We start from the raw sequence: 20,098 nt of genomic DNA, 5'->3' as shown, positions 1-20,098 counted from the left end.
AATAATCCCATCCTTCACCGCCTGTGCAATAAAGTTTTCTGTTTAAGTTTTCATAGCTGGTGAACCTGGATTCCAATTTGTCACTTTAACTTCCTCCTTTTTGTCTTCCACAATTAATTGAACTTTCATTTTGCTGTTACTTGGTACAATTACTTGTCCTTCCAATTTGTAGCCTTTAGGCATGACCCAATTTGATTTAACTTCAAAGTGTGGTCGGTCAATAGCGTTAGTCCAAGTACCTCCCCACTCGATGCCTAATTTTTTAGCAATGGCACCGACTTTATTTAAAATAGTCACATCGTATAAAGATTGTGGAGGGCCTACAGCAATGTCCCACGCTAAACGTGATTTATGATTACTGTCTAGAGTCCAGGTAACAATCTGCCCTGGTCTAGTACGACCTTGAGCATATAGATACTTTTGCCGTTCTTGTGAGCGATATGTTTCTGTAATGAAGATGTTCTTAATACCTGCCTTGTAGCACTCCTGAAATAGCAATCGACAGGCTGTTTGTGCAGCAGTTAATAGTTCGGCTAAGTCTCTGCATGTTGTCGTTACACTTGTCATCGCTTTTCACCATCCTTCAATTCACTATCAACATTCTTCCCAGCTAATTCATCCAAAATTTCAGTACCAAAGCTTTCTTTTTGTCCCTTCTCACCTTCAATGACCTTTAACTTTTCAGCAAGATTTGTTGGCACTAGGACACCTAATTCAGCCATGTTTTCAGTTATGGACAAAGCTTCATTAGCAATGTAGAATAACACTGTCGCAAATGTTAACGTGCCGTTTAAAGCTAATACTTGGTCAACAATGTTCGCTGTGATAATTACGATTAAGACTAACAATTTACGCGCATAGCCAAAGAGACTTTTACGACTCCATAAGTTGCCATTTTTCGTTGCCTTAAAAAGACCTGTTATAATGTCTAGCCCCATTAATAAAAGTAATAGGTGTAGAAATTTAACTCCGCCAAATAAATATAAATGTGCTACTTCTAAATACTGCAAATCCATACCTCCCATAAAGCTCACGCTCCTTTTTTTGTGAATAATAAAAGCCCTCCACAATCTGTGGAAGGCATAAAAATAACGCTAGGCTTATGCCTGCGTCTTCTGTTCGTCCATTATTGTACATAACTCTTTATATTCGTCTTGGGTGATACGCTTCGTTAAAACGAATAAATCCATGCTTGATAGCAACTCATTCTTTTGTGTTTCTGTCATATTGTCTCGTTCTGCCAACTTTTTGCAAGCCCGATAAGTAAGGTTGTTCATGCTTATACCTCCATCTCTTTCATAGAAATAAGCGTTTCTGTATTGACTAAAATCTTAGCTTGTATTTCATCTATTTGCGGTTCCGTTGGTGTTGGTTCAAGTATGACTGGCGCTGTAAATTCACCTGTTTCCTTGTTATAATCCCAACCTTCTTGAATATCATCACGTCCTGTTATTTCAACTAAGACAATGTTTGGTGCAAATTCAGGCTTTTCATCTGCTTCAAAAATCCAATGTGCTTTATCATATAAAATCTGTGCAAATCGCATACTATCACTCCTTTATTCCCACCATTTTACGGTTAATATTCCACTTCCTCCTGGAGCGCCACCCATCGCGCCACCTGTACCGCCTACTCCTATTGTTACAAGAATTGAATTACCGGGAGTAACAGCAACTGGGTAGTCAATTACAAAATGACCACCTCCACCGCCCCAACCTGTTGTAGAACCACCTCCACCGCAACAATAAGGAGCTATAGCACGAGATTCTCCACCCTTGTACCATCCACTTGAACCCCCGATTCCACCTGCATTGGAAACCGGGTAACCACCTTGACCACCCCCTGGTCCCCCAGGCAAAGAACCACCACCACTACCTGCACCACCCCCACCTGGGATTGTTAATAAAGAGCCGAATGATGTGGGTCCACCTGAACCGCCAGGGTTGCCATCTTTAGCACCACCACCTCCTGCGCCACCTCCTGTTAAATACACTTCGGTAACTCCTGCGGGAACAACAAAAGTTCCGTTAGCTGTGTAAACTTTACTTCTTAGTTTTTTTCCTACTGTCGCCATTGAAGTATTTATGTTGTTTACTTTTGTTTTTATTTCTTCTGCTTGCTCATAAGATGCTATATTCATCGGTATTTGCATTATTTTAGTCATTCTTCGACCACCACCTCAAAAATAATTTGTGCACACTTTAAATTGCTGTTGTAGTTGAATCCCCATTTATGCACTTTATCTACTGTAAAGTGTGGAAATGGTGCGGCTTTATGGTCCTCAATCAATTGATATAAGTTTCCTGCTGCGTTTGTATCCAATATGTCTTTTATTGTTGCGAACCAATCGTAAAACAGTCCTTTTTCTGCTGCCATCCAAGCATTAAAATCAGCCTCTTGTCCATCAATCCAAGCCTCTAAAGCTGTTGTAACATTATTCTGCCATGCCGAAAATTCATTGGCTTTTGTCACACTATAATTGTTAAACCATGATTGGTATTGATTAAATATAGATGTAGTATCAACTTGGTTTACAACACCATGTACAATGCCACACAGACTATTATTTAATCGTTGATCTGTAATATTTGCTTGGGTAATCTGAGTAGTGCCTGCGTTTATAAATATATCTGCTAGGACTAATTCATACGCCTCTGCATCACGTTGTATTGTTGGAGCAGTTGGGCTTGATGCTTGAGAACCCTTCTTTAATACAATTTCTATTTGTCGTTTTAAATGATTCAGTCTTATTACAATACGATCGATACGCTTTAGGATACCATCAGCTATATCATGTTGAATGATATAATCACTGTCATTTGTGACATAGTACCCCTTAATCCAACCTTTACCTGCTTTTATGGTAGTCCGCATCCCTGGGCCTTCCACAAGTTGTAGACCATTTGATGGATTGGGAAAAACGCCATCACCTATAAACGTTGCAAAATACTCTGCAAACCATGCAGCATCATATCGACGGTCGCCATTTACACTGTTAAAAAAACCACTTCTTACTGCCACTCTATCTCACCGCCCTTTTAATTTTTTCATTAAGTGTAGGAATATTTGAGCCAAATTCCACACGTAATTCTTGGCCGTCTCTGTTTACTGTTAATTCAGCGCATACAACTCTGGCGTGCATTACTTTTTTAAGCTCATCGTTTCGGATACTAACCACATTACCAAGGGAATAATCGACACCATATTCGAATTGTGCAAACATATCAATTTCACTTTCGTATGTTTCGATTTCTTGATATTCCGCTAACTTTTCATTACCTCTTGATTGCAATGTTTCGTTGTATTGCGCTGGAGTTAAAGTAACGTTGTTATTGCTATCATCTAGATAACTACTTTGTAAGTCCCTAGCATCGACATATAATTCTCGCCTATTAAAACCTTTTAGATGGTCATTAACAGTTATAGTCTTCCTGTCGACCCCTTCACCCTCACCAGCCACAATTGCGGTTGTTTTCGTTTCGACATTGCTATTTACATAGTTTTGTTTAATGACATTATCAAACTCTTTACTAAAAATCACATGTGGTAAAGCTGTTTGAGTAATGCTGTGATCATCACCTTGCCATGTGAATACCTCATATTTTTTATCCTTGTGATTCATTAAAATATCGAAGCTCATCTCATGTTTTTGACATAGCGCAAAACAATGTTCACTAACTGGACCACCTGTTTTTGTACTGTCATCCACAATGTTTATACCTGTATTTGTAGCAAGTCTTAGATTTGGTATTACTTTATTCTGAGTTGTATCGATTGCGTTTGTAGAAATGAAAGACTTAATTATGTCCTCCACATTTCCTTCGTACCTTTGCTGCCTTTCAATGACTCGCCATGAAGTAAAGAAATTGAGAGAATAGGCAACGACCTCAATCTCGCTTCCGTTTGCATCGATGTAATCAAAATGCGTGATTATATAGCCATAGTTCGGATTGGATTGTGTTGTAATGATATTGTTCATCTTTAGGAGCTCAATCATTTCAGGCGTACCTGGCACAGCCAATGTAAGCATGCTGAATTTATAGTAGTTCCTTTGGAGAATTAGCTTCTTGTATTCGCTGATTTCACCGATACGATTGAAATTCAAATCAAAGACATTCAAATCAACCATAACTACACCCCTATTCTTCTTGCGCGATAGTTAAACGATACTTCTAAAAAATCAATGTTTTCTTCAGCTTCGTACCTGAATAAATTGTCTCCTGCCTCAATCTGCAAGAATGTGGAGGACAAATCCAAGACGTTAAAAACGTTTGTTTGAACGTTGTTCCTGCTTAATATAATTGATCGTTTACCACGATTAGTGTTGATAAAGATTTCATCACCAGGAAGCATTGTTGTATTAAGTTTCAACGACTCATATGTGTTTACGTTTATTAGTGAAGGATTCTTTATCGTAGCTGTAGCCTTAAACCTAATAATCATACCAGTAGCTTCTTGCCCAGTGTTCTCCACATTAATTATTGTGGAAGGCGTACGATATCCCATTTCAATTCCTCCTTCTGGTATTTCTAGGACAAATTCAAATGCTGGATTCCATAGACCAATTTCAGCAAAGTAATCATCTTTCTCATAAATAAATGGATCAGTAGCAATAAATTGTAGTAGCCCCTTTAGCCACTTTTTATTGTCATGTTCAAAGCCTGTGTTATATATGGGCGCCATCTCTGCATTGGCATACAAATAAAATTCCTGTCCAGCTTTCGTAGTGAAGTCTAGCCTTATTGGATTGTGTTTAGGATTACATACCGTATACATCTCGTGACGTTTTTCTTCAATCCACCATGCTTCATTTCCATCGCGTTTAATGTAGAAAGGAATATCTAATTCTCTAACATTAAGCACAGTTGATTGATAATGCGCTCCGTCACTTGTAAATGTAGAGGTGTTTACATTTGCTTTTAAACCACTAACCTGAAAGTCTTCCATCAAGAAAAAGTGACGACCGAATGTTATCGAATCGTCACGACTGTTAGTGATCTTTAATTCTTTTATATTCAAACCGTCACCTCCTAGAATCCAAATGCCATACGTCTAAATGCTCGTTCCATTTCTCGTGATCCACTATCTTGTGTATAGATGTTAACCTTTTGATTTAATTGTTTAGAGTAATCGTAAGAGGTTTGTCCACCCACAACTGCACTAGCTAACCCTGTGGAAGACTGTTCTACTTCTGCAATCATGCTGTTCATTCCTTGTATTAATCCCTCAGCGATATTTACTCCAAAGCCACGCATTACACGTGATGGAGAATGAATGTCTAGCGCGCCTTGCATTGCGTCTCTTATACTATTAGCTATTTCAGTTGCCTTATCAATAAGTGGTTTGTGCATACTTTCTAAGCCATTTAACAAACCTTGTCCTGCATCAATACCTATCTGTTGTAGGGATGATAGTTCACTAGCTGTAGTTCGCGTTAAATTGCGAATAGCCTTATCCCATTCTTGCTGGATAAGGTTCAACTTTTCATTAGCTGCTTCACGTAACTTTTGGATTTGATTGTCTGCATCTTCACGCATACCAACTAATTCTTTTTCAGTTTGTTCGCGAGCTAATTGTGATTTTTCTCGATACAGCTCACTGTACTTAGATAGTTGTTCATCTGTCATGGTATTAAGTGCAACCAACTCTGGTAGAGCTTTAACACCTAACCCTGATAATTCATTTAGTAAATCAGCATCGATTTTACGTTCTGATAACTTCGCAAATTCATCTTGCCATTGCTTAAAGCCATCAACTTGAGATTTCAGATTATCCATTAATTCAAGGCCTGTACGGTTTAATTCAACCTTAAAGGCGTCGAATGTACCAGCAAAGGACATTAAACTAGATACACGCTTACTAAATGCATCTTCGTAAGCTTTATTTAGCTGTTCTTCTTGTTTTGCTAAATCATCTGAAATTGTTTTCATTTGACCTTGGAAATCTTTATTAATTGATACGATTTCTTTGTTCACTGCTTCGACTGCTTTTTGATATGCCTTCTGTGCCTCAATACGTTCTTTACTACCTTCTTCAAATAGACCGATCGTTCTTTCCCAAATTTTCGCTTCTTCAACAAGTGACAGTTCCTCTGAGGATTTTTTATCAGCTATATATTGTTTAATATCCTCTAAATCTTTTTTGTTAAGGTCTTCCACAGCTTTTTTATAGGCTTTTTGAGCTGTCACGCGTTCTTTTGAATACAAATCAAATTGATCTATTGATTGCTCCCAAATTTTCGCTTCTTCTTCTAGGCTTAATTCGCCTAAAGATTTTTTATCATCAATAAACAATTTAATCTCTTTCAGCTTTTCCTGTTGAACTTTAGTAAGTGAATTTACTGATTCTTTTGTAGCCTTCTTTTCAATCTCAGCTATTTTTTTAGCGGCATCCTCTTGAATTCGTTGGATTTTAACGTTTTCATCCTGAGTTGTTTTACGCTTTTTAGATGCAGCAGTACGTTGGATTTTATCAATATCTTCCTTAGACCGTTTTTCAATCTTTTCAATTTCAGCATTAGCTTTATCAGTGATTTTCTTTTCTTCAGATTTAAAGTGATCTGTAATGTCAATTAGATTATTTCCTAAATCCTTCATGACGTCTGATACTCGGTCGTTCTTGTCCTCAATACCGATAGCTAGACCTTCACCGACATCTTTACCAATCGCAATCATTACACGGGATGGTGATTTACGCTGTAAGACATTTGAAACAGAAGTAATTACTTTGTTACCTAGTTCTTCGGCTTTGTCACCTACAGCCTTAACCATTTCACCCATACCATTTATTAAGCCTTGGACGATATCCCTACCAATATCAACTAAATTTACACCTTCAAAGAAAGATACGATATTACCCCATATTTTTTCAGCAATTCCCTTAATCGTTTCCCAAGCACCTTCCCAGTCGCCTTGGATTAATTTCATGATAGTTTGGATAACGCCTAAAATTATATCTAGTGTAGTACCTATTGTAAATTTTATAGCGTTCCAAGCAATTTTTACAATACCTGAAATGATTGGCCAAACAATCTCAAAATATCCTTTGATAATGCCCATGACCAATTCTATATTACCTTTAATATTATCAAAATGGCCTTTGACTAAAGTAAATATTGCTTCTCCGTTTTCGTCCCAAAATTCTTTTAGTTTATCAAGTTGTTCTTTTACAAAGTCCACAACACCACTTAACTTTTCATCTACTGTTGTTTTTATGAAATCATAGGCAGTGGATGTTATTTCTTTTAAAGAATCTGTTACTTTTGTGTAATATTCTTCGATTTTATCGAATATTTCAGAGTGTTTATTTTTGAATACTTCCCACTTAGATAAAATTTCACCAGTTTCCCAATTCACTTTTTCTACGTGTTCATCAGCTTGTTTTTGGGCCGTTTCTACAATCTTCTGATGTTGTTCTTCAGCTAAGAAAATAGTTTGGTCTTTTGCCTTTGTAGCTTCAGCAATCATCTTATCAGCTTGTTCAGTTGAAATAACTCCTGTTTCATCACGCATCTGGGTAATTTGAGCTTTACGCTTTTCGTAGGTTTCATTTGCTTCTTTGATAACTTCATCTTTCTGCTTAACAGCATTCTTTATCACTTCAGCGGCTTGCTCAGCAGATATAATGGATGCATTCTCTTTCATGCGTTCGAGTATTACTTTTTGCTTTAGTTCGCTTTCGCTAAACACTCTAATCGCATTCTCTTTCATTCCTTCATTATAATTATTGATGACTTCTTGCTCGCGCTCTGTCAATTCTCGTTTTTCATCTAAAGCCTTTTGAGTAATTGCCTTTACCCGTTCATTCATAGTGTTTTGTTCTTGTAGTTCTCTTTCATGGCGTTTTTGAGTATTAACAATTATTTTTTCTTCTTCCTCAGATGATAAAGCTGATGAATTCATAAAAAACGCTTGTAAATCAGACAATTGTTCAGTATTACGTTTCTTCATGCCCTCCACAATTTGAGTATTCATTTGGTCAAACTTTGAAGTAAGTTCGGCGGCCATCTCGCTTGTTACTTTTGTGGAAGTCACATACATGTTTGTAACTGATTGTGAAGCACTTTCGCTTAAATCAAAGAATCCATTTAGAGCTTCTTTAGTGGATTCCGAAACACCTTTTCCGAACCTCTCAACACTTGGTAATGCATCATTGCTCATGTGTTTCGCAAATGCGATAGTGCCAATTGTTAAACCGCCTATAGCTGCAACAGTCAATCCAATTGGTCCAGTCAATGCTGCAAAAGCAGAACCTAATACAGCGGATGCCCCTCCGGCTCCTGCAATAGCTGTAGACGCAGCTCCCAAAGTAGATACGATGGAACCGATTAAAGAAATTAAAACACCACCAATTACAAGCAATGGACCAATAGCCGCAGTTAAAGCACCAACAATCAAAATTACCTTTTTTGTACCCTCGTCTAATTCAGAAAACTTATCAGTAATTTTTGTTAACCATTCCGCAAATGCCTTTAAGTCATTTTTGATTAAATCACTAAATTGAATCATTAAGCCTTCCACAGCTGATTTTAGCATCAACAATGACCCGCCTAAGTTATCAACCATTGTATCCGCCATATTTTTAGCAGTACCATCTGCATTTTCTAACGCTTTTGTATGAGTATTCAATATACTGCTCCCTGATTCTAGGAGTATTGCCCAATGCTTATATGCTTCTGCACCAAATAATGTGGTAATAGCCGCCGATTTTTGTTTCATCGTCAATCCATCAAATCTATCTTCTAGGTGCGCAACAATATCAGGTAATGATTTCATATTGCCTTCTGCATCAAAAAACTCAATGTTTAACTCTTCCATTGTTTTGCGCATTTGTTTTGTTGGTTTAGCCAACCGTCCTAAAGACGAAGCAAACGCTTGACCAGCGATAGACCCTTTTAGCCCATTGTCAGCCAATTTCATCATAGCCGCTGTCGTTTCTTCTAAACTCCACCCCATTTGATTTGCCATTGGTGCTGCATACTTCATTGCTTCACCAATCTGTTCAACGTTGGTATTCGCATTCGCCTGTGCATAAGCAAATACGTCCGCTGCGTGCCCAGCTTTAGACGCTTCTAGTCCAAATGCTGACATAATGTCTGTTGTAATATCAGCGGCTTGACCTAAGTCCATGTTTGCCGCTGCCGCTAATGATAACAAACCGTCAATAGCAGCTAATTGTTGCTCTGTTTTATATCCAGCTAATGCTAGATATTCAAATCCCTCAGCTGCTTGTGTAGCTGTAAATTTAGTGGATGCTCCAAGCTCCTGTGCTTTAGCACGCAAGGCATCAAATTCAGCACCTGTAGCACCACTTACAGCAGCAACCTTGGACATTTGACTGTCGAAATCCATACCAACCTTTACAATGACTGCCCCTAAAGCAGTAAGTGGTGCTGTAATTTTCATAGACATGTCTTTGCCAATGCTAGTCATTTTGTCGCCAACTGCTTTTAGATTTTCACCTGCAGCAGTTGCAGTAGCTCCAAATTTCCCCCAAGCAGTTTGTGATTGGGCTAATTCACGTTCTAGTCGATCTAATTCAGCAGTGGTCTCATTTAGTTCCCTTTGTGTACGGTCCATTTCTGCTGAAGCTCTGTTAAGCTGTACAGCCAATCGTTCAGCTTGCACTGAATTTTCTCCATACTGTTGTTTAGCCTTTTCATATTCTTGAGATAAACGCCGTACTTTAGTTTGTTGACCTTCAAGCAGACGACTATACGCTTCTTGCTTTTGACGCAATCCGTCAATGCTAGAACCCCATTCGCGCCCTCGATTTTGTAAACCTCGTATTTCTTGCCCCATCGCTTGGAGTGTCCTGTTCATACTTGCGACTGAACGCTCAAACTGTGCATTATCTAGCGACAATTTAACCCTTAAATTACCTACATCACCTGTTGTCATTATTATTTCACCATCTTTCTACCACTGGATTTGGTCTGCATAAGCACGTGGTACTTGCTCTTCCTCTTTCTTCCAACCTTTGAAAATGCAATGCCTATCCCATAAAGCGAGTATTTTGCGCGGTGTTGTCTTCCACACTTTCTTTTCTTTCATGTTTAAATGGACCGTTCCAATGTAAATAAAAAAATCAAACGGAAGCTCCTTTTCTCCGCTTGATTCGTTTACTTTCCCTCTTCATCTGTGGATGGCATAGCATCACTGAATGCTTGCGTAAGTGCATCTGTAACAGTAGAAATGTTCTTCATTGTGATTAACGCACCGACTTCATTTTCTGTAATGTCGATGTTTTCTCCATTTGCCAAACCGACATGTAGCAATGATCTTATCTTCTTGAAATCTTGCTGATTTAATCCGTCGAAAGCTTTTGTCATATTGCCGAATTTATCTTGTAGATTACACAAGGCATTCAGGTCAAATTTAACTTCAAACTCCTTACCACTCAATTCAATTTTTACGCCTTTATCTTTCATTACCTCTGCTTTATTAGCCATCTTAAATCGCTCCCTTATTGTTATTTTGCATAATAAAAAGAGAGCGAGATTAATCGCCCTCTTATAACTTTTTATTTCATTAAGGTGTAGGTGTTGTTGAGCCTGTATAAACCTTTTTAAACCAATTTGCAATAACCTCTGGTGCAACACCATCGTCGTCTTCGTCCACAAAATAACGTTTAATGCCTTCACCTTTGGCATTTTTAACAATATCAGAGTTTACAAATACTCCTTTTACTGATGGTGTATTATACTCAACACTTTCACCTTTAGTTTTATAGTTTTCTTCTGGCAGTTGGAAGTTACCTTTGTAATACCAGAAATAACGGTACTTACCGTTTGATTTTAGGCTTCGGAATGCTAACGCAATGTTAGGTGCTACATCACCAGATGCATCTGCTACAACGCCATCTTCGTTTATTTCTTTGCCTAAAATGTCTGCGTAAACCGTATTGGCCAACGCATCGATTTTTAATTCGATTTCTGTTTCACCTTCTGCTGATGTAGATTCAGCTGCACCATCGTCTGCGTATAACACTGCATTACTTGTTTTTGGTGTAACTTTGGCCTCAATGGCTTTAGCTAATTTTTCGATTGGGTTAGCAAATGCTGTTGTAACATCTGTAGCACCAGGGACAATCTTTGTGTAACGAATATCTGATAAACCGATTAATACTCCTGCCATAATTAAATAGCCTCCTTAGTTGTCATAATAAAAACGATAGGCTTTGTGATATATTTTGGTATCCTTCTCGTAATCTTCGAAAAAGGAATTCCTCACAAATCCTATCGCTTGTAATTGGTCTTTTACGCTCTCTGTGAGCGATTCTATATCTCCCTTTCCCCAAATATCAACTTGAACGGAATAACGTGTCATTTGCTCTGTATCATCAGCCTGTAACGCTCCACGTTCGTTATATCGAAAGAAGGTAATATAAGTTGTTTCGGTGCCTGTATATGTCATGTACATGACTGGCACCCCCAAAGGTAACAAGGCATCACGTATGATTTTATTAATACTCATAGCCTCATCCTCGTACTTAATTCATTTTTCATAATTTCTATGATTCGATTCATTTCGCGTTCAAAGGTTGGACGGAACCATGGACGTGCTGGCATTTTTGATGTGCCTATTTCATGGAAGTAGAGGTAGAAAGCATCATTGTTTTGATTACTTAAACCAACAGCAAGGGAGTTATCTAAAATTTTACTGTCAATAACCATTGATTCTTCTGATCTCCCTGAACGCTTTTTAAATCCGAAATTATACACATTTTCTTCTAACTTATCTTTTAGATATTCAGCACCTTTTTTCAAAGTGGGCTCTAGTATACTATCAGAATCTAATCTCTGTTGTAATTCTCTTTGTAGTTCCTCTAAGCCTGTAAAATCAATCCTCATAACATCACCTCTAAGGCTTGCCTACAACTGCAATGATTGTTTGTGTGTTTTGCAATTCATCATCATTTAAAACAGCTTGTATATCATAAATACGATTTTTAAACACAATACGCTGTTTGGCATTTAACCCTTCTGTATATCGCACAATAAAGCGATATGTTTCGGTATTTACTTCTGCTGCTGCTTTGATAACTTCTGAGCCTTTTACTGTTTTAATTTTTGCCCATAGATGGTGCTTCGTTTGCCAGTCCTCTACAGGATAGCCATTTTCATTGACCGTTTCGACAAACTCTTGTACTTCGATTCTATTTCGCATTTCCCCAGTGTTTAATTTCTTCTGCTCAACAATCGGTCTTGGAATACGCTTCATTCGCTCTCTTCCTCCATTGCTTTAGCTACAGATAAATTTACAATCTGCGTTAAAAAATTATCGGAGAAATACTCTAATACATCGTTATAAGCATAGCGTGAGCGCTCGAAGACAAGCTCTTTGAAACGTTCGCTAGTGTTTATATTATAATCACCACAAATGGCTTGTAAGTCCTCTGTAGAGGCTTTTAGAATGCGAAGTAAATTATCGTCCTCATCATCACCAAGTTTCATACGTCTTTTAAATTCAACTAAAACTTCAGTATCAATCGTCGTCAACTTCATCACCTACTTCAACAATGAAAACTTGCTTTTCTTTATTGTTCGTTGTGAGTAGCTGTGCAATTCGTGCCTTTGTCGCGCGTTTGCCTTTCACAGGATAGTAGTCATTAACTTTATAAATATGTCCGTCGTGTTTCACCTCTTTAAAGCGCTGTACGACCTTATATTTCTTTGTCACTCTCTACTACCTCCTTTCAATTTAAAAACGCCTAAAGCCCTAAATTAAGGCTCAGGCGTTTCTCCTGGAACAGGGAATTGTACATCTAGGTCATAAACTAATGCAGCTTTGTTGTCCTTTGGACGACCGTTTGCAAAGCGTTTAATTGTGTATAGTGTCGCATCTTCCATGGCTAGTGTTTGATCAAACTTTTTAAGTTTATAAGCACCTGCAATAGCCGCAATGTATTCACCTTGTACAAGGAATAAAACTTTGCCAACAGGGATCTCTTCTGAATCTACAACTGTTAAGTTGTATGGTAAATTCGTTACAAACTGACCAGCAGTGTTTTGAATCGTATGACGAGCTTGTACAGCTAGTGAATCGATTGGATTCAGCACCATAACGACTTTATTTAATACTTTTCGATATTTACCTTTTGCATCAGTTGATAAGTTTTTAAGTACACCATATAACTCGCCTACAACAACCTCGCCACGTTCTGACGGAGCAAATGTTAATGTACCACTTGATGTTTTATCAGTTACAGCGCCAGTTGCTGAATCTACATCTTTCATTAAACCAACAGGCTCATTTTGTACTGGACCACGACCATTTACTAAGCCGTATTCTAAACCAGCTGCTAAGGCTTCGATTAGTAATGTCACCATGTAGCGATCAACCCACACTGGACCAAGTTCTAACATATCGTTTGGAATAGCACCAAAGGCTGTTAATTTAAGTTGAGTGATTTTTTCATCACGGAATGCAGCATTTACTTGTCCACTGATTTCTCCGAAAATTTCTTTCCATGCAAATGCAAGTGTTGGATCAGAATAAATAAATTTAGTTGCTGCTCCTAAGTCTTGTAATCCAATAGCAGCTAATAATGGACGCTCTTTCGTTAGGCCCTCAAATACTCGCTCCTGTACAGATTCAGGGAAAACCGATTCATCATTGAAGCCGCCATCCGATACAACTTTGTTATAAAACGCCGTTTCTTCTGACGTTAAAATATGCTGGCCACGTGCTACTAAAATTTGAGTGTCGTTTGCTTCATTACGTGCCTCAGCTGTAATTTTTTCTGATAAATCATCTTGTAATGCTGTAAACATTTCATCTACTGCATTTTGTAGTTGCTCAGGTGTTGCATTTTCATTGTTTAATAAATCTGTATAAGCTTTCTTTTTTGCTTTAAAATTACCCATTTGTCCTTTTAATTTCATAACCATTAATGATTACCTCCGTTTTTTAAGTATTAAAAAAAGAACCCTTTATGACGAGCTGCAACTTTTTGTGTTGGCTCTATAGGTTCCTCTTTTGATTGTTTTAATTTTGTTTGTAAATCAGTCATCTGAGTTTTCAAGCTATTGATTTCCTTTAATAATCCTTCGTTGCCTTCCACAGTAGAGGAGGAAGTAGTGATTGAATTGTTAAATTGTTCAGCTTTATTCAAGAAGATTTCCGACTCGACCTCTTCAGCTTTTTCATCAATAATTTCATCAATAAAGCCTAATTCCTTCGCTTTACTTGCTGATAAATACGTTTCTTCATCAAGCAATTTTTTCACGATTGCCTCATCAACACGATGCGTATAAGATGCTAGAACTGATTCTCCAATACTTTCTAAGTCATCAGCAACCTTGCGCAATTCTTTAGCGTTTCCAGCTGCATAAGTCCAAGCGTTATGAACCATCAATTGAGTATTTGAGTACATTTTAATTGTATTTGCACCCATAGCAATAATTGACGCTGCACTTGCTGCTATTCCGGTAATGATAATCGTTACATTACCCGCATGACCTCGCAATGTATTCATAAGATCAATACCTAAAAATACATCTCCACCATACGAATTAATTTCGAGTTCAATGTCTTCATCTTCTTTAATTGACTTCATTTTATAGTTAAAATCCCAAATGCTTGAATTCCAAGAAATGATGTCACCCTTAATTCTATGTTTCATCCATTCTCACCTCCTTCAACGGAATCTAATTCTTGATAGTTCTTTGTGAAATAATGCTTATTCAATCGTTCATCTGTGGAAGGCTCATCGCCAAGCATTACACGTACCTCGTTCGGTGTATAAACCATACTTGCCACAAGTTTATCAATTGCAGTTGCTAATTCTAACGGATCCATTTCAGCCACACCGAAAATTTTAATTCGTTCACCATTCATGTAATCATCTTTATCAATTAACTTTGCATTAAGCTCATCTTGAATTTTCTTGATAAGTGGTTTAATACAAAACTTTATATATGCTTTCCAAGCTGTTTCATACTCCGCCATATCGCCATGTACCAATGTGGTAGGAATACCTAAGAGAATCGCCACATGGCTTGTTAAATCTTTTTTGAGCTTTGCTAATTCCTCAACTGAGCGACCGTTATTTTTATCGCCTGATACAAGTTCGCTGTAGTTGAAACCTTTAATTTGCGGAACAATAGCAAAAGCTTTCTTACGGAATGCATTAAACATTTTATCGATAAAACCTTGTAATTGATCTCGCTTTTTATCATCCAATGGTGTATTTCCATCAACGCCAGCAAGTGCACGTATCTGATTTGCATACATATTCGTTTCAATCATGCGGCTGAACAACTCTGTATAATCTTTGAACATGCCATCGAGAAACCTTGTAAATTTTTCGTTGTTATAAGAAATGTGGATGACTTCTCCCATTTCGAATGACCTTTTAAATTCATAACCTTTCACAACAACATTTTTAAAAATATCTGGATAGACAGCATATTCTATACGATCAAAACTATCAGCTATTAACAAATCATTATTGTCACTTAAAATTACAAGTACCTCATTTTCATGAAGAAGCTTGTACACAAAATCTTGCCAAAAGTCAGCTGCTGATTGGTCCGTATTTGGTCTTACATTGAGTAAATAATCCCAATCGCTTTTAGCCTTCTTACCGTCTTTAGTAAATCTAAATTCAGCCAAAGAAATGGTTCGACCAATTAAGTTTATACACGTTTCAATAGCCGTCTTTTTTAAGTACGCCCGCTGTTCAATGTCGATTCCGAAAATATCAAAATCCCACATGTCAGCAGCTTCTTTACCGATTTGCTTATTACGCTTAAATGCATCTAAAATTACCCCAATACCTCACCCCCTTCCATCAAAATGCGATGCTGTCTAAGAAATCAAGTACTCCATCAATATCGGTATCATCTAAATCGCGTGAGCCCCATACGCCATATAAGAACATCATGAAACCATCTGTCTTTCGTTTTACTTCCTCTTTCTTTCGATAAACTTTATTTCCGTTAGGTAGTCGCTTAACAAGCACATTGTTCGTGTACCAACGCATTAATGGATTGTCACCAAATATGACTTGCTCATTTTCAAAAGCAATCTCTATTCGTGGTGCTAATAATCCACTAGCAGCATCTGGATTACGTATAACTTCAACCTCAAAGTCTGCTGCTTCAAATAACGGCTTCAATATATCCATTTTAAAGTTGTCTCCAACAATCTTTTTAATGTTCCATCCTTCATCGCACTTATCAACGAACCATTTAACTACAAGGTGCGGATCCATTGTTTCGATGTCCAGGACACTCAAAAGACCATCGTTTTCCCACTCCTTAATTGGAGCAAATTTTCGATGGTCTTTCTTATTGTTGTTTTCTGCTTTTTCTTTGCTGTATGCATAATGCTTATCAGCGAATGGCTTACATACATATGAGTGCGTCAGTTCTTTGGGAACAATAAAATTATCATCTTTCAAAAACAATAAGCCCATTGCTACAAAATCACGAACAGCAGCATAATCCAAGCAACCGATACATTCACGCTTTTTTAATTCATCCAAATTGTATGATTGATCAGTTGCCTTAATTTTCTCCCATGACGTTACACTTTTTTCTAGGTCTACTTTTGGGAGATTCATACGTTTTGTAATGAACTCTTCATATCCATCTGGATCATGTTCTAACTTGTTATATTGCTTCATCACCGTTTTAAAAAGGGTTTTCGCGTAATTAGTTAACGGTGGATGGAACTGAGAATTTGCCTTTTGCCACATTTCAGGATTATGCATTTCTGCTTCATCATCCAAATTACACATAAATGCAAAAAGACCATCGTCGCGAATGCTTACATGGCCATCTAAAATATTGTCAGCACGTTCTAATAACTTATCTAAGAAGCCCTCACGCACGAATCCGTCAGAACCGACATAGAATACTCGCGGATTAGAAACTTTACCAAGACCTGAAGTAAATACATTTACAACTCCAGAATCCTCATATCTGTGTACCTCTTCAAAAATTACACATCCATCTCGTAAACCGTCTTTTGTACCTGCATTAGATGTATGGTATTGAAATAATGACTTTGTACTACGGGACTCAATCAAAGCTTTCTTATGGTCAAAATGTTCTTTTAACGTATCGTCTTTATCGATGGTGTTATACACTTCTGTGAATGACATTTTCGCTTGCTTTTCACTATTTGCTACTACAGACACGTTGTAATTATCGATGCCGTGCAAATCGCTAATAAAATAATTTGCTAGAGTCGATATACGTCCTGTTTTACCACCGCCACGACCTTCATAGTCCAAATGTTCATCAAAGACCAAAGAACCGTCATTGTAATACAAGAAAATAAAGCATGTTTTAAATTTTTGCGTCAATGTGAGAGGAAAATAATACTTCTCTGTAAAAGTAATATAATTTTCGATTTGCTCCACATCAAAATACATATCATCAGCAGTAAGAATGTCACGCTCGATTAATTCAATTAATTTACTACGCCTTTTATTTAAAATAATTTTGCTGTCACGCCACAGCTTTATATATTCATCAATATACTTATAGCTAATCAAATTAAGCTCTTCCTGCCTTTGTCATCCACAGTTGGGGGAGAGGGAGTAGGGTTACTATCATTTTTTATTCCGAGTGCATCTTCTAATTTCTCTATTTCTTTTGAAATCGATAACTTGGTCGCAATCGCTGGGTGTTGCTTTAAAAAATTTTGTGTACCATTTTCAACTTTTATCGTCGTTCCATCTTTACCAATATCGCTATCGCAACTTAAATCAATCTTTAAAAATTGTATGTAGCGATGTACTTTCGAAAGTTTGATTGGATCGTCGGCGTGACGTAATAATAAATCTTTTTCGATTTTTTTAATTCCCTTTTCCAAAATTACCCCTCCTCCCTCCTATGAGTGTTTTTAACATTAATTTTTAGACAGTTGGGGGACCCGTCGGTCTGGGGACTTTTATATATTGAAAAACCTTTTTGACCGGGGGTATGTGGTTTTAACATTTCTTCACCACATTTCGTCATCCCATTTCTTTTCTTTACCATCGAAACGATTGTGACGTTTGTTATGGCAAGCTTTACATAGTGTGCGTAGGTTATCTAAGTCGAGTGCTAGTTCTGGATGGTATTCGATTTCGTTTATATGATCGACTTCAAGAATAGCGTCGTGTTTCGTTGTAACTCTGCCTTCTTCAGCGCACCAAATGCATTCGTGATTATCGCGTTCAAGTGCTTTAAGTCGTAGCTTCTGCCATTTGTATGATTTGTAAAATGCACTTTTTTCTTGCTTTGTTTTATATTGCTGCATGGTTGTCAGTCGCTGCCTTCTAAATGTGTTGGTACTTCTTCATCATTCATTGAATCAATCGCATCTAACTCATCAGCCAATGCTTCAGCATGCTTTGCAATAGCACGTAACTTTAATTTAGATTTGTCATCAATCTCTAATCCGATTGTTATACCTCTAACGTTTCCCATTGTTCAGCCCTCCACAATTCATAGTGATTGCTCATTAGCTTTTATAGTCTGTTTAGCTTTCGACTTGATGGTTAAACGCACTCTTCTTTTATAGTCCTTCCAATACGGTCACGCGCTGTTTCAATATCACTAACAATTTCCTTCAACAAAGCTTCATCAGATTGTAATTCTGCACGTTGTTTGACAGTGATATCTTCACCAAATGTATCGCGTTTGTATTGCATAAAATGTTCCATTGCTTTACGTTCAGCGATTAATTGTTTGTAACTTCGACTGGTTAAAAATCTACTCATACAATCAACTCCTTCTTACATCTTCAAGACTGCACACCCTATTCATAACCCCACGATTAACGTCTACGATTATTTGATGGTCGATAGGATATACAGGCTTCAAGGCATAATAAAAAGACACCCGTTATTCGAATGCCTTCTCTTTATACTTATCAATTAAGTAAGCTAAATTTGCTCCACTATCCTTTTTTAAATCTTTACCTACAGATCTAAACAATCCTATTGTTATGTTGCTTAAGACTCTATCAGAATGATTATCAACAATAAAAGCTTTTTCCTTTAGTATTGGGTCAACATGTGCTCCACCACTTTTATTTGCTGAAAACTTAATAAAATCTTTAATAGAAATATCCTGTTTTTTTCCTTGGAGATTTATTGACAGAATAACTTGATTTAGCCAAGTTTTTAAAGGTATCGTTGGTTTATCATAGTTAAACATTTCTCCTGCTATAAAACCACCTATTCCATCAGAAAAATTGGTTAGCTCATTAACTTGGAATAGTTTTGGGTTAGGCTGGATTTTTCTTATAAGTGAATTATCAATTACTTTATTATCTTTTTTAGTGGTGTCACAAAGAATTAATCTTAATTGTCCTGCTATTACATTGTTGAATTCTTTTATTTCAAACAAATTTACTAACATTACACTGTATTCTAAAATTTTCATTGCTTCATTGTATTTTTTTAATATACCTAGATTTGATCGTTCGAAAATTAAATCTCTTCTTGTCATAATTATTCCTCCAAAGCTTTCTTAAATTTAATTAACATGGAGATAATCAATTGAGTACTGATTCTAATAAAAAGCCACACCTTGTTAGATGTGACTTTTATGTGATATTCATTAGAATATACGTTTGATGGCATTTGTTAAATGTGAATTAGTTAGTTGTTCAATCACATCTTCGTCAAATCGATCTTTACCTAAATTAACATAACCGATTTCATTTTTAAAAACGACGGACAATAAAATCCAAAGGCCATCGCCTTTATCTTCTAAAATACTAAACTTGCCTTGTTCCGCTTGCAGTTTTATTTTTTTATCTACAAGCATAATTTCTATTCCATCTAACAAAAAGTTAACATTATAAAAATCATCTCTAACTTTTATGACATCATCAACCATAGGATTAATAATCTTATTAAACACATAATCTTGTAGTTTATTTGGGTTACTCGTTAGAAGTTGAAAATTATAATCGTTTGCACGTTTTAATACTGCCATTTGTAATTCATTCATTGCTAACACCTCCCATCTACCTATATCATAGGATAAATGTAATAGATTGTCATTACAAGAAATATGATGCATACTTAAAAATCATAAGTAATAGGAGTGAAATCATGAAATTTATTCGTAACAAATTCGTAGCATCGA

26 protein-coding genes are annotated in these 20,098 nt (G+C 36.9%); all 26 read right to left on the bottom strand.

What is annotated here, in order from left to right; all coding sequences use genetic code 11:
* Positions 1 to 42 precede the first annotated feature (42 nt).
* Complete coding sequence (locus tag C9J35_RS03875; protein ID WP_107923490.1) at positions 43 to 567, bottom strand: M15 family metallopeptidase; 525 nt, start codon at positions 565 to 567, stop codon at positions 43 to 45.
* On the bottom strand, positions 564 to 1,025 hold the full coding sequence (locus C9J35_RS03870) for a phage holin family protein (RefSeq protein WP_054767337.1): 462 nt from the start codon (positions 1,023 to 1,025) through the stop codon (positions 564 to 566). The genes C9J35_RS03875 and C9J35_RS03870 overlap by 4 nt, the downstream gene beginning before the upstream one ends.
* A gap of 75 nt (positions 1,026 to 1,100) precedes the next feature.
* On the bottom strand, positions 1,101 to 1,277 hold the full coding sequence (locus C9J35_RS23475; RefSeq protein WP_167395916.1) for a hypothetical protein: 177 nt from the start codon (positions 1,275 to 1,277) through the stop codon (positions 1,101 to 1,103).
* 2 nt (positions 1,278 to 1,279) lie between these two features.
* Complete coding sequence (locus C9J35_RS03865) at positions 1,280 to 1,546, bottom strand: hypothetical protein (RefSeq protein ID WP_054767336.1); 267 nt, start codon at positions 1,544 to 1,546, stop codon at positions 1,280 to 1,282.
* 12 nt (positions 1,547 to 1,558) lie between these two features.
* The gene (locus C9J35_RS23470; RefSeq protein ID WP_107923489.1) at positions 1,559 to 2,164 is read right to left on the bottom strand and encodes a hypothetical protein; all 606 of its coding nucleotides are present in this window, start codon (positions 2,162 to 2,164) and stop codon (positions 1,559 to 1,561) included.
* Complete coding sequence (locus C9J35_RS03855) at positions 2,161 to 3,021, bottom strand: hypothetical protein (protein WP_107923488.1); 861 nt, start codon at positions 3,019 to 3,021, stop codon at positions 2,161 to 2,163. Before C9J35_RS03855 ends, C9J35_RS23470 begins: the two co-directional genes overlap by 4 nt.
* A gap of 1 nt (position 3,022) precedes the next feature.
* Positions 3,023 to 4,129, bottom strand: a complete 1,107-nt coding sequence (locus C9J35_RS03850; RefSeq protein WP_107923487.1) for a siphovirus ReqiPepy6 Gp37-like family protein — start codon at positions 4,127 to 4,129, stop codon at positions 3,023 to 3,025.
* A 2-nt stretch (positions 4,130 to 4,131) separates the two neighbouring features.
* Positions 4,132 to 5,019, bottom strand: a complete 888-nt coding sequence (locus tag C9J35_RS03845) for a phage tail family protein (RefSeq protein WP_054767331.1) — start codon at positions 5,017 to 5,019, stop codon at positions 4,132 to 4,134.
* Between the two features lie 11 nt (positions 5,020 to 5,030).
* On the bottom strand, positions 5,031 to 9,899 hold the full coding sequence (locus C9J35_RS03840) for a phage tail tape measure protein (protein ID WP_107923486.1): 4,869 nt from the start codon (positions 9,897 to 9,899) through the stop codon (positions 5,031 to 5,033).
* Between the two features lie 221 nt (positions 9,900 to 10,120).
* Positions 10,121 to 10,450, bottom strand: coding sequence for a hypothetical protein (locus C9J35_RS03835; RefSeq protein WP_054767323.1), 330 nt, complete (start codon positions 10,448 to 10,450; stop codon positions 10,121 to 10,123).
* 79 nt (positions 10,451 to 10,529) lie between these two features.
* Positions 10,530 to 11,135, bottom strand: a complete 606-nt coding sequence (locus C9J35_RS03830) for a major tail protein (RefSeq protein ID WP_054767322.1) — start codon at positions 11,133 to 11,135, stop codon at positions 10,530 to 10,532.
* Between the two features lie 15 nt (positions 11,136 to 11,150).
* Positions 11,151 to 11,474, bottom strand: a complete 324-nt coding sequence (locus tag C9J35_RS03825; RefSeq protein WP_054767321.1) for a hypothetical protein — start codon at positions 11,472 to 11,474, stop codon at positions 11,151 to 11,153.
* Entirely contained in the window at positions 11,471 to 11,851 is a 381-nt protein-coding gene (locus tag C9J35_RS03820) for an HK97-gp10 family putative phage morphogenesis protein (protein ID WP_107923485.1), read from the bottom strand. Before C9J35_RS03820 ends, C9J35_RS03825 begins: the two co-directional genes overlap by 4 nt.
* A 10-nt stretch (positions 11,852 to 11,861) precedes the next feature.
* Positions 11,862 to 12,221 carry a phage head closure protein gene (locus tag C9J35_RS03815; protein ID WP_054767319.1) on the bottom strand — a complete coding sequence of 120 codons (360 nt, stop codon included), beginning with the start codon at positions 12,219 to 12,221 and terminating at the stop codon, positions 11,862 to 11,864.
* Positions 12,218 to 12,505 carry a hypothetical protein gene (locus C9J35_RS03810; protein ID WP_107923484.1) on the bottom strand — a complete coding sequence of 96 codons (288 nt, stop codon included), beginning with the start codon at positions 12,503 to 12,505 and terminating at the stop codon, positions 12,218 to 12,220. The genes C9J35_RS03815 and C9J35_RS03810 overlap by 4 nt, the downstream gene beginning before the upstream one ends.
* Complete coding sequence (locus C9J35_RS03805) at positions 12,486 to 12,680, bottom strand: hypothetical protein (RefSeq protein WP_054767318.1); 195 nt, start codon at positions 12,678 to 12,680, stop codon at positions 12,486 to 12,488. The genes C9J35_RS03810 and C9J35_RS03805 overlap by 20 nt, the downstream gene beginning before the upstream one ends.
* Before the next feature lie 44 nt (positions 12,681 to 12,724).
* Positions 12,725 to 13,891, bottom strand: a complete 1,167-nt coding sequence (locus C9J35_RS03800) for a phage major capsid protein (RefSeq protein ID WP_107923483.1) — start codon at positions 13,889 to 13,891, stop codon at positions 12,725 to 12,727.
* Between the two features lie 26 nt (positions 13,892 to 13,917).
* Positions 13,918 to 14,625, bottom strand: coding sequence for a head maturation protease, ClpP-related (locus C9J35_RS03795; RefSeq protein WP_107923482.1), 708 nt, complete (start codon positions 14,623 to 14,625; stop codon positions 13,918 to 13,920).
* A complete protein-coding gene (locus C9J35_RS03790) occupies positions 14,622 to 15,719 on the bottom strand; it encodes a phage portal protein (protein WP_107923481.1) in 1,098 nt (365 codons plus the stop codon). The genes C9J35_RS03795 and C9J35_RS03790 overlap by 4 nt, the downstream gene beginning before the upstream one ends.
* A 76-nt stretch (positions 15,720 to 15,795) precedes the next feature.
* Positions 15,796 to 17,508 carry a terminase TerL endonuclease subunit gene (locus C9J35_RS03785; protein WP_107923480.1) on the bottom strand — a complete coding sequence of 571 codons (1,713 nt, stop codon included), beginning with the start codon at positions 17,506 to 17,508 and terminating at the stop codon, positions 15,796 to 15,798.
* Complete coding sequence (locus tag C9J35_RS03780) at positions 17,505 to 17,828, bottom strand: P27 family phage terminase small subunit (RefSeq protein WP_167395915.1); 324 nt, start codon at positions 17,826 to 17,828, stop codon at positions 17,505 to 17,507. Before C9J35_RS03780 ends, C9J35_RS03785 begins: the two co-directional genes overlap by 4 nt.
* Before the next feature lie 129 nt (positions 17,829 to 17,957).
* Positions 17,958 to 18,257, bottom strand: a complete 300-nt coding sequence (locus C9J35_RS03775) for an HNH endonuclease (RefSeq protein WP_107923478.1) — start codon at positions 18,255 to 18,257, stop codon at positions 17,958 to 17,960.
* Positions 18,258 to 18,262: 5 nt separating this feature from the next.
* Positions 18,263 to 18,427, bottom strand: coding sequence for a hypothetical protein (locus tag C9J35_RS23465; protein ID WP_167395914.1), 165 nt, complete (start codon positions 18,425 to 18,427; stop codon positions 18,263 to 18,265).
* 71 nt (positions 18,428 to 18,498) lie between these two features.
* On the bottom strand, positions 18,499 to 18,720 hold the full coding sequence (locus tag C9J35_RS03770; protein ID WP_054767315.1) for a hypothetical protein: 222 nt from the start codon (positions 18,718 to 18,720) through the stop codon (positions 18,499 to 18,501).
* Positions 18,721 to 18,844: 124 nt separating this feature from the next.
* Complete coding sequence (locus C9J35_RS03765) at positions 18,845 to 19,453, bottom strand: protein kinase family protein (protein ID WP_107923477.1); 609 nt, start codon at positions 19,451 to 19,453, stop codon at positions 18,845 to 18,847.
* A 111-nt stretch (positions 19,454 to 19,564) separates the two neighbouring features.
* Positions 19,565 to 19,960, bottom strand: a complete 396-nt coding sequence (locus C9J35_RS03760; RefSeq protein ID WP_107923476.1) for a hypothetical protein — start codon at positions 19,958 to 19,960, stop codon at positions 19,565 to 19,567.
* Positions 19,961 to 20,098: the final 138 nt, after the last annotated feature.

The organism is Lysinibacillus parviboronicapiens (assembly GCF_003049575.1).
In the GTDB taxonomy this organism is placed as follows: Bacteria; Bacillota; Bacilli; order Bacillales_A; family Planococcaceae; genus Lysinibacillus; species Lysinibacillus parviboronicapiens.
The sequence above is the reverse complement of the archived record's forward strand: the minus strand, read 5'-3'. Positions and strand labels throughout refer to the sequence as shown.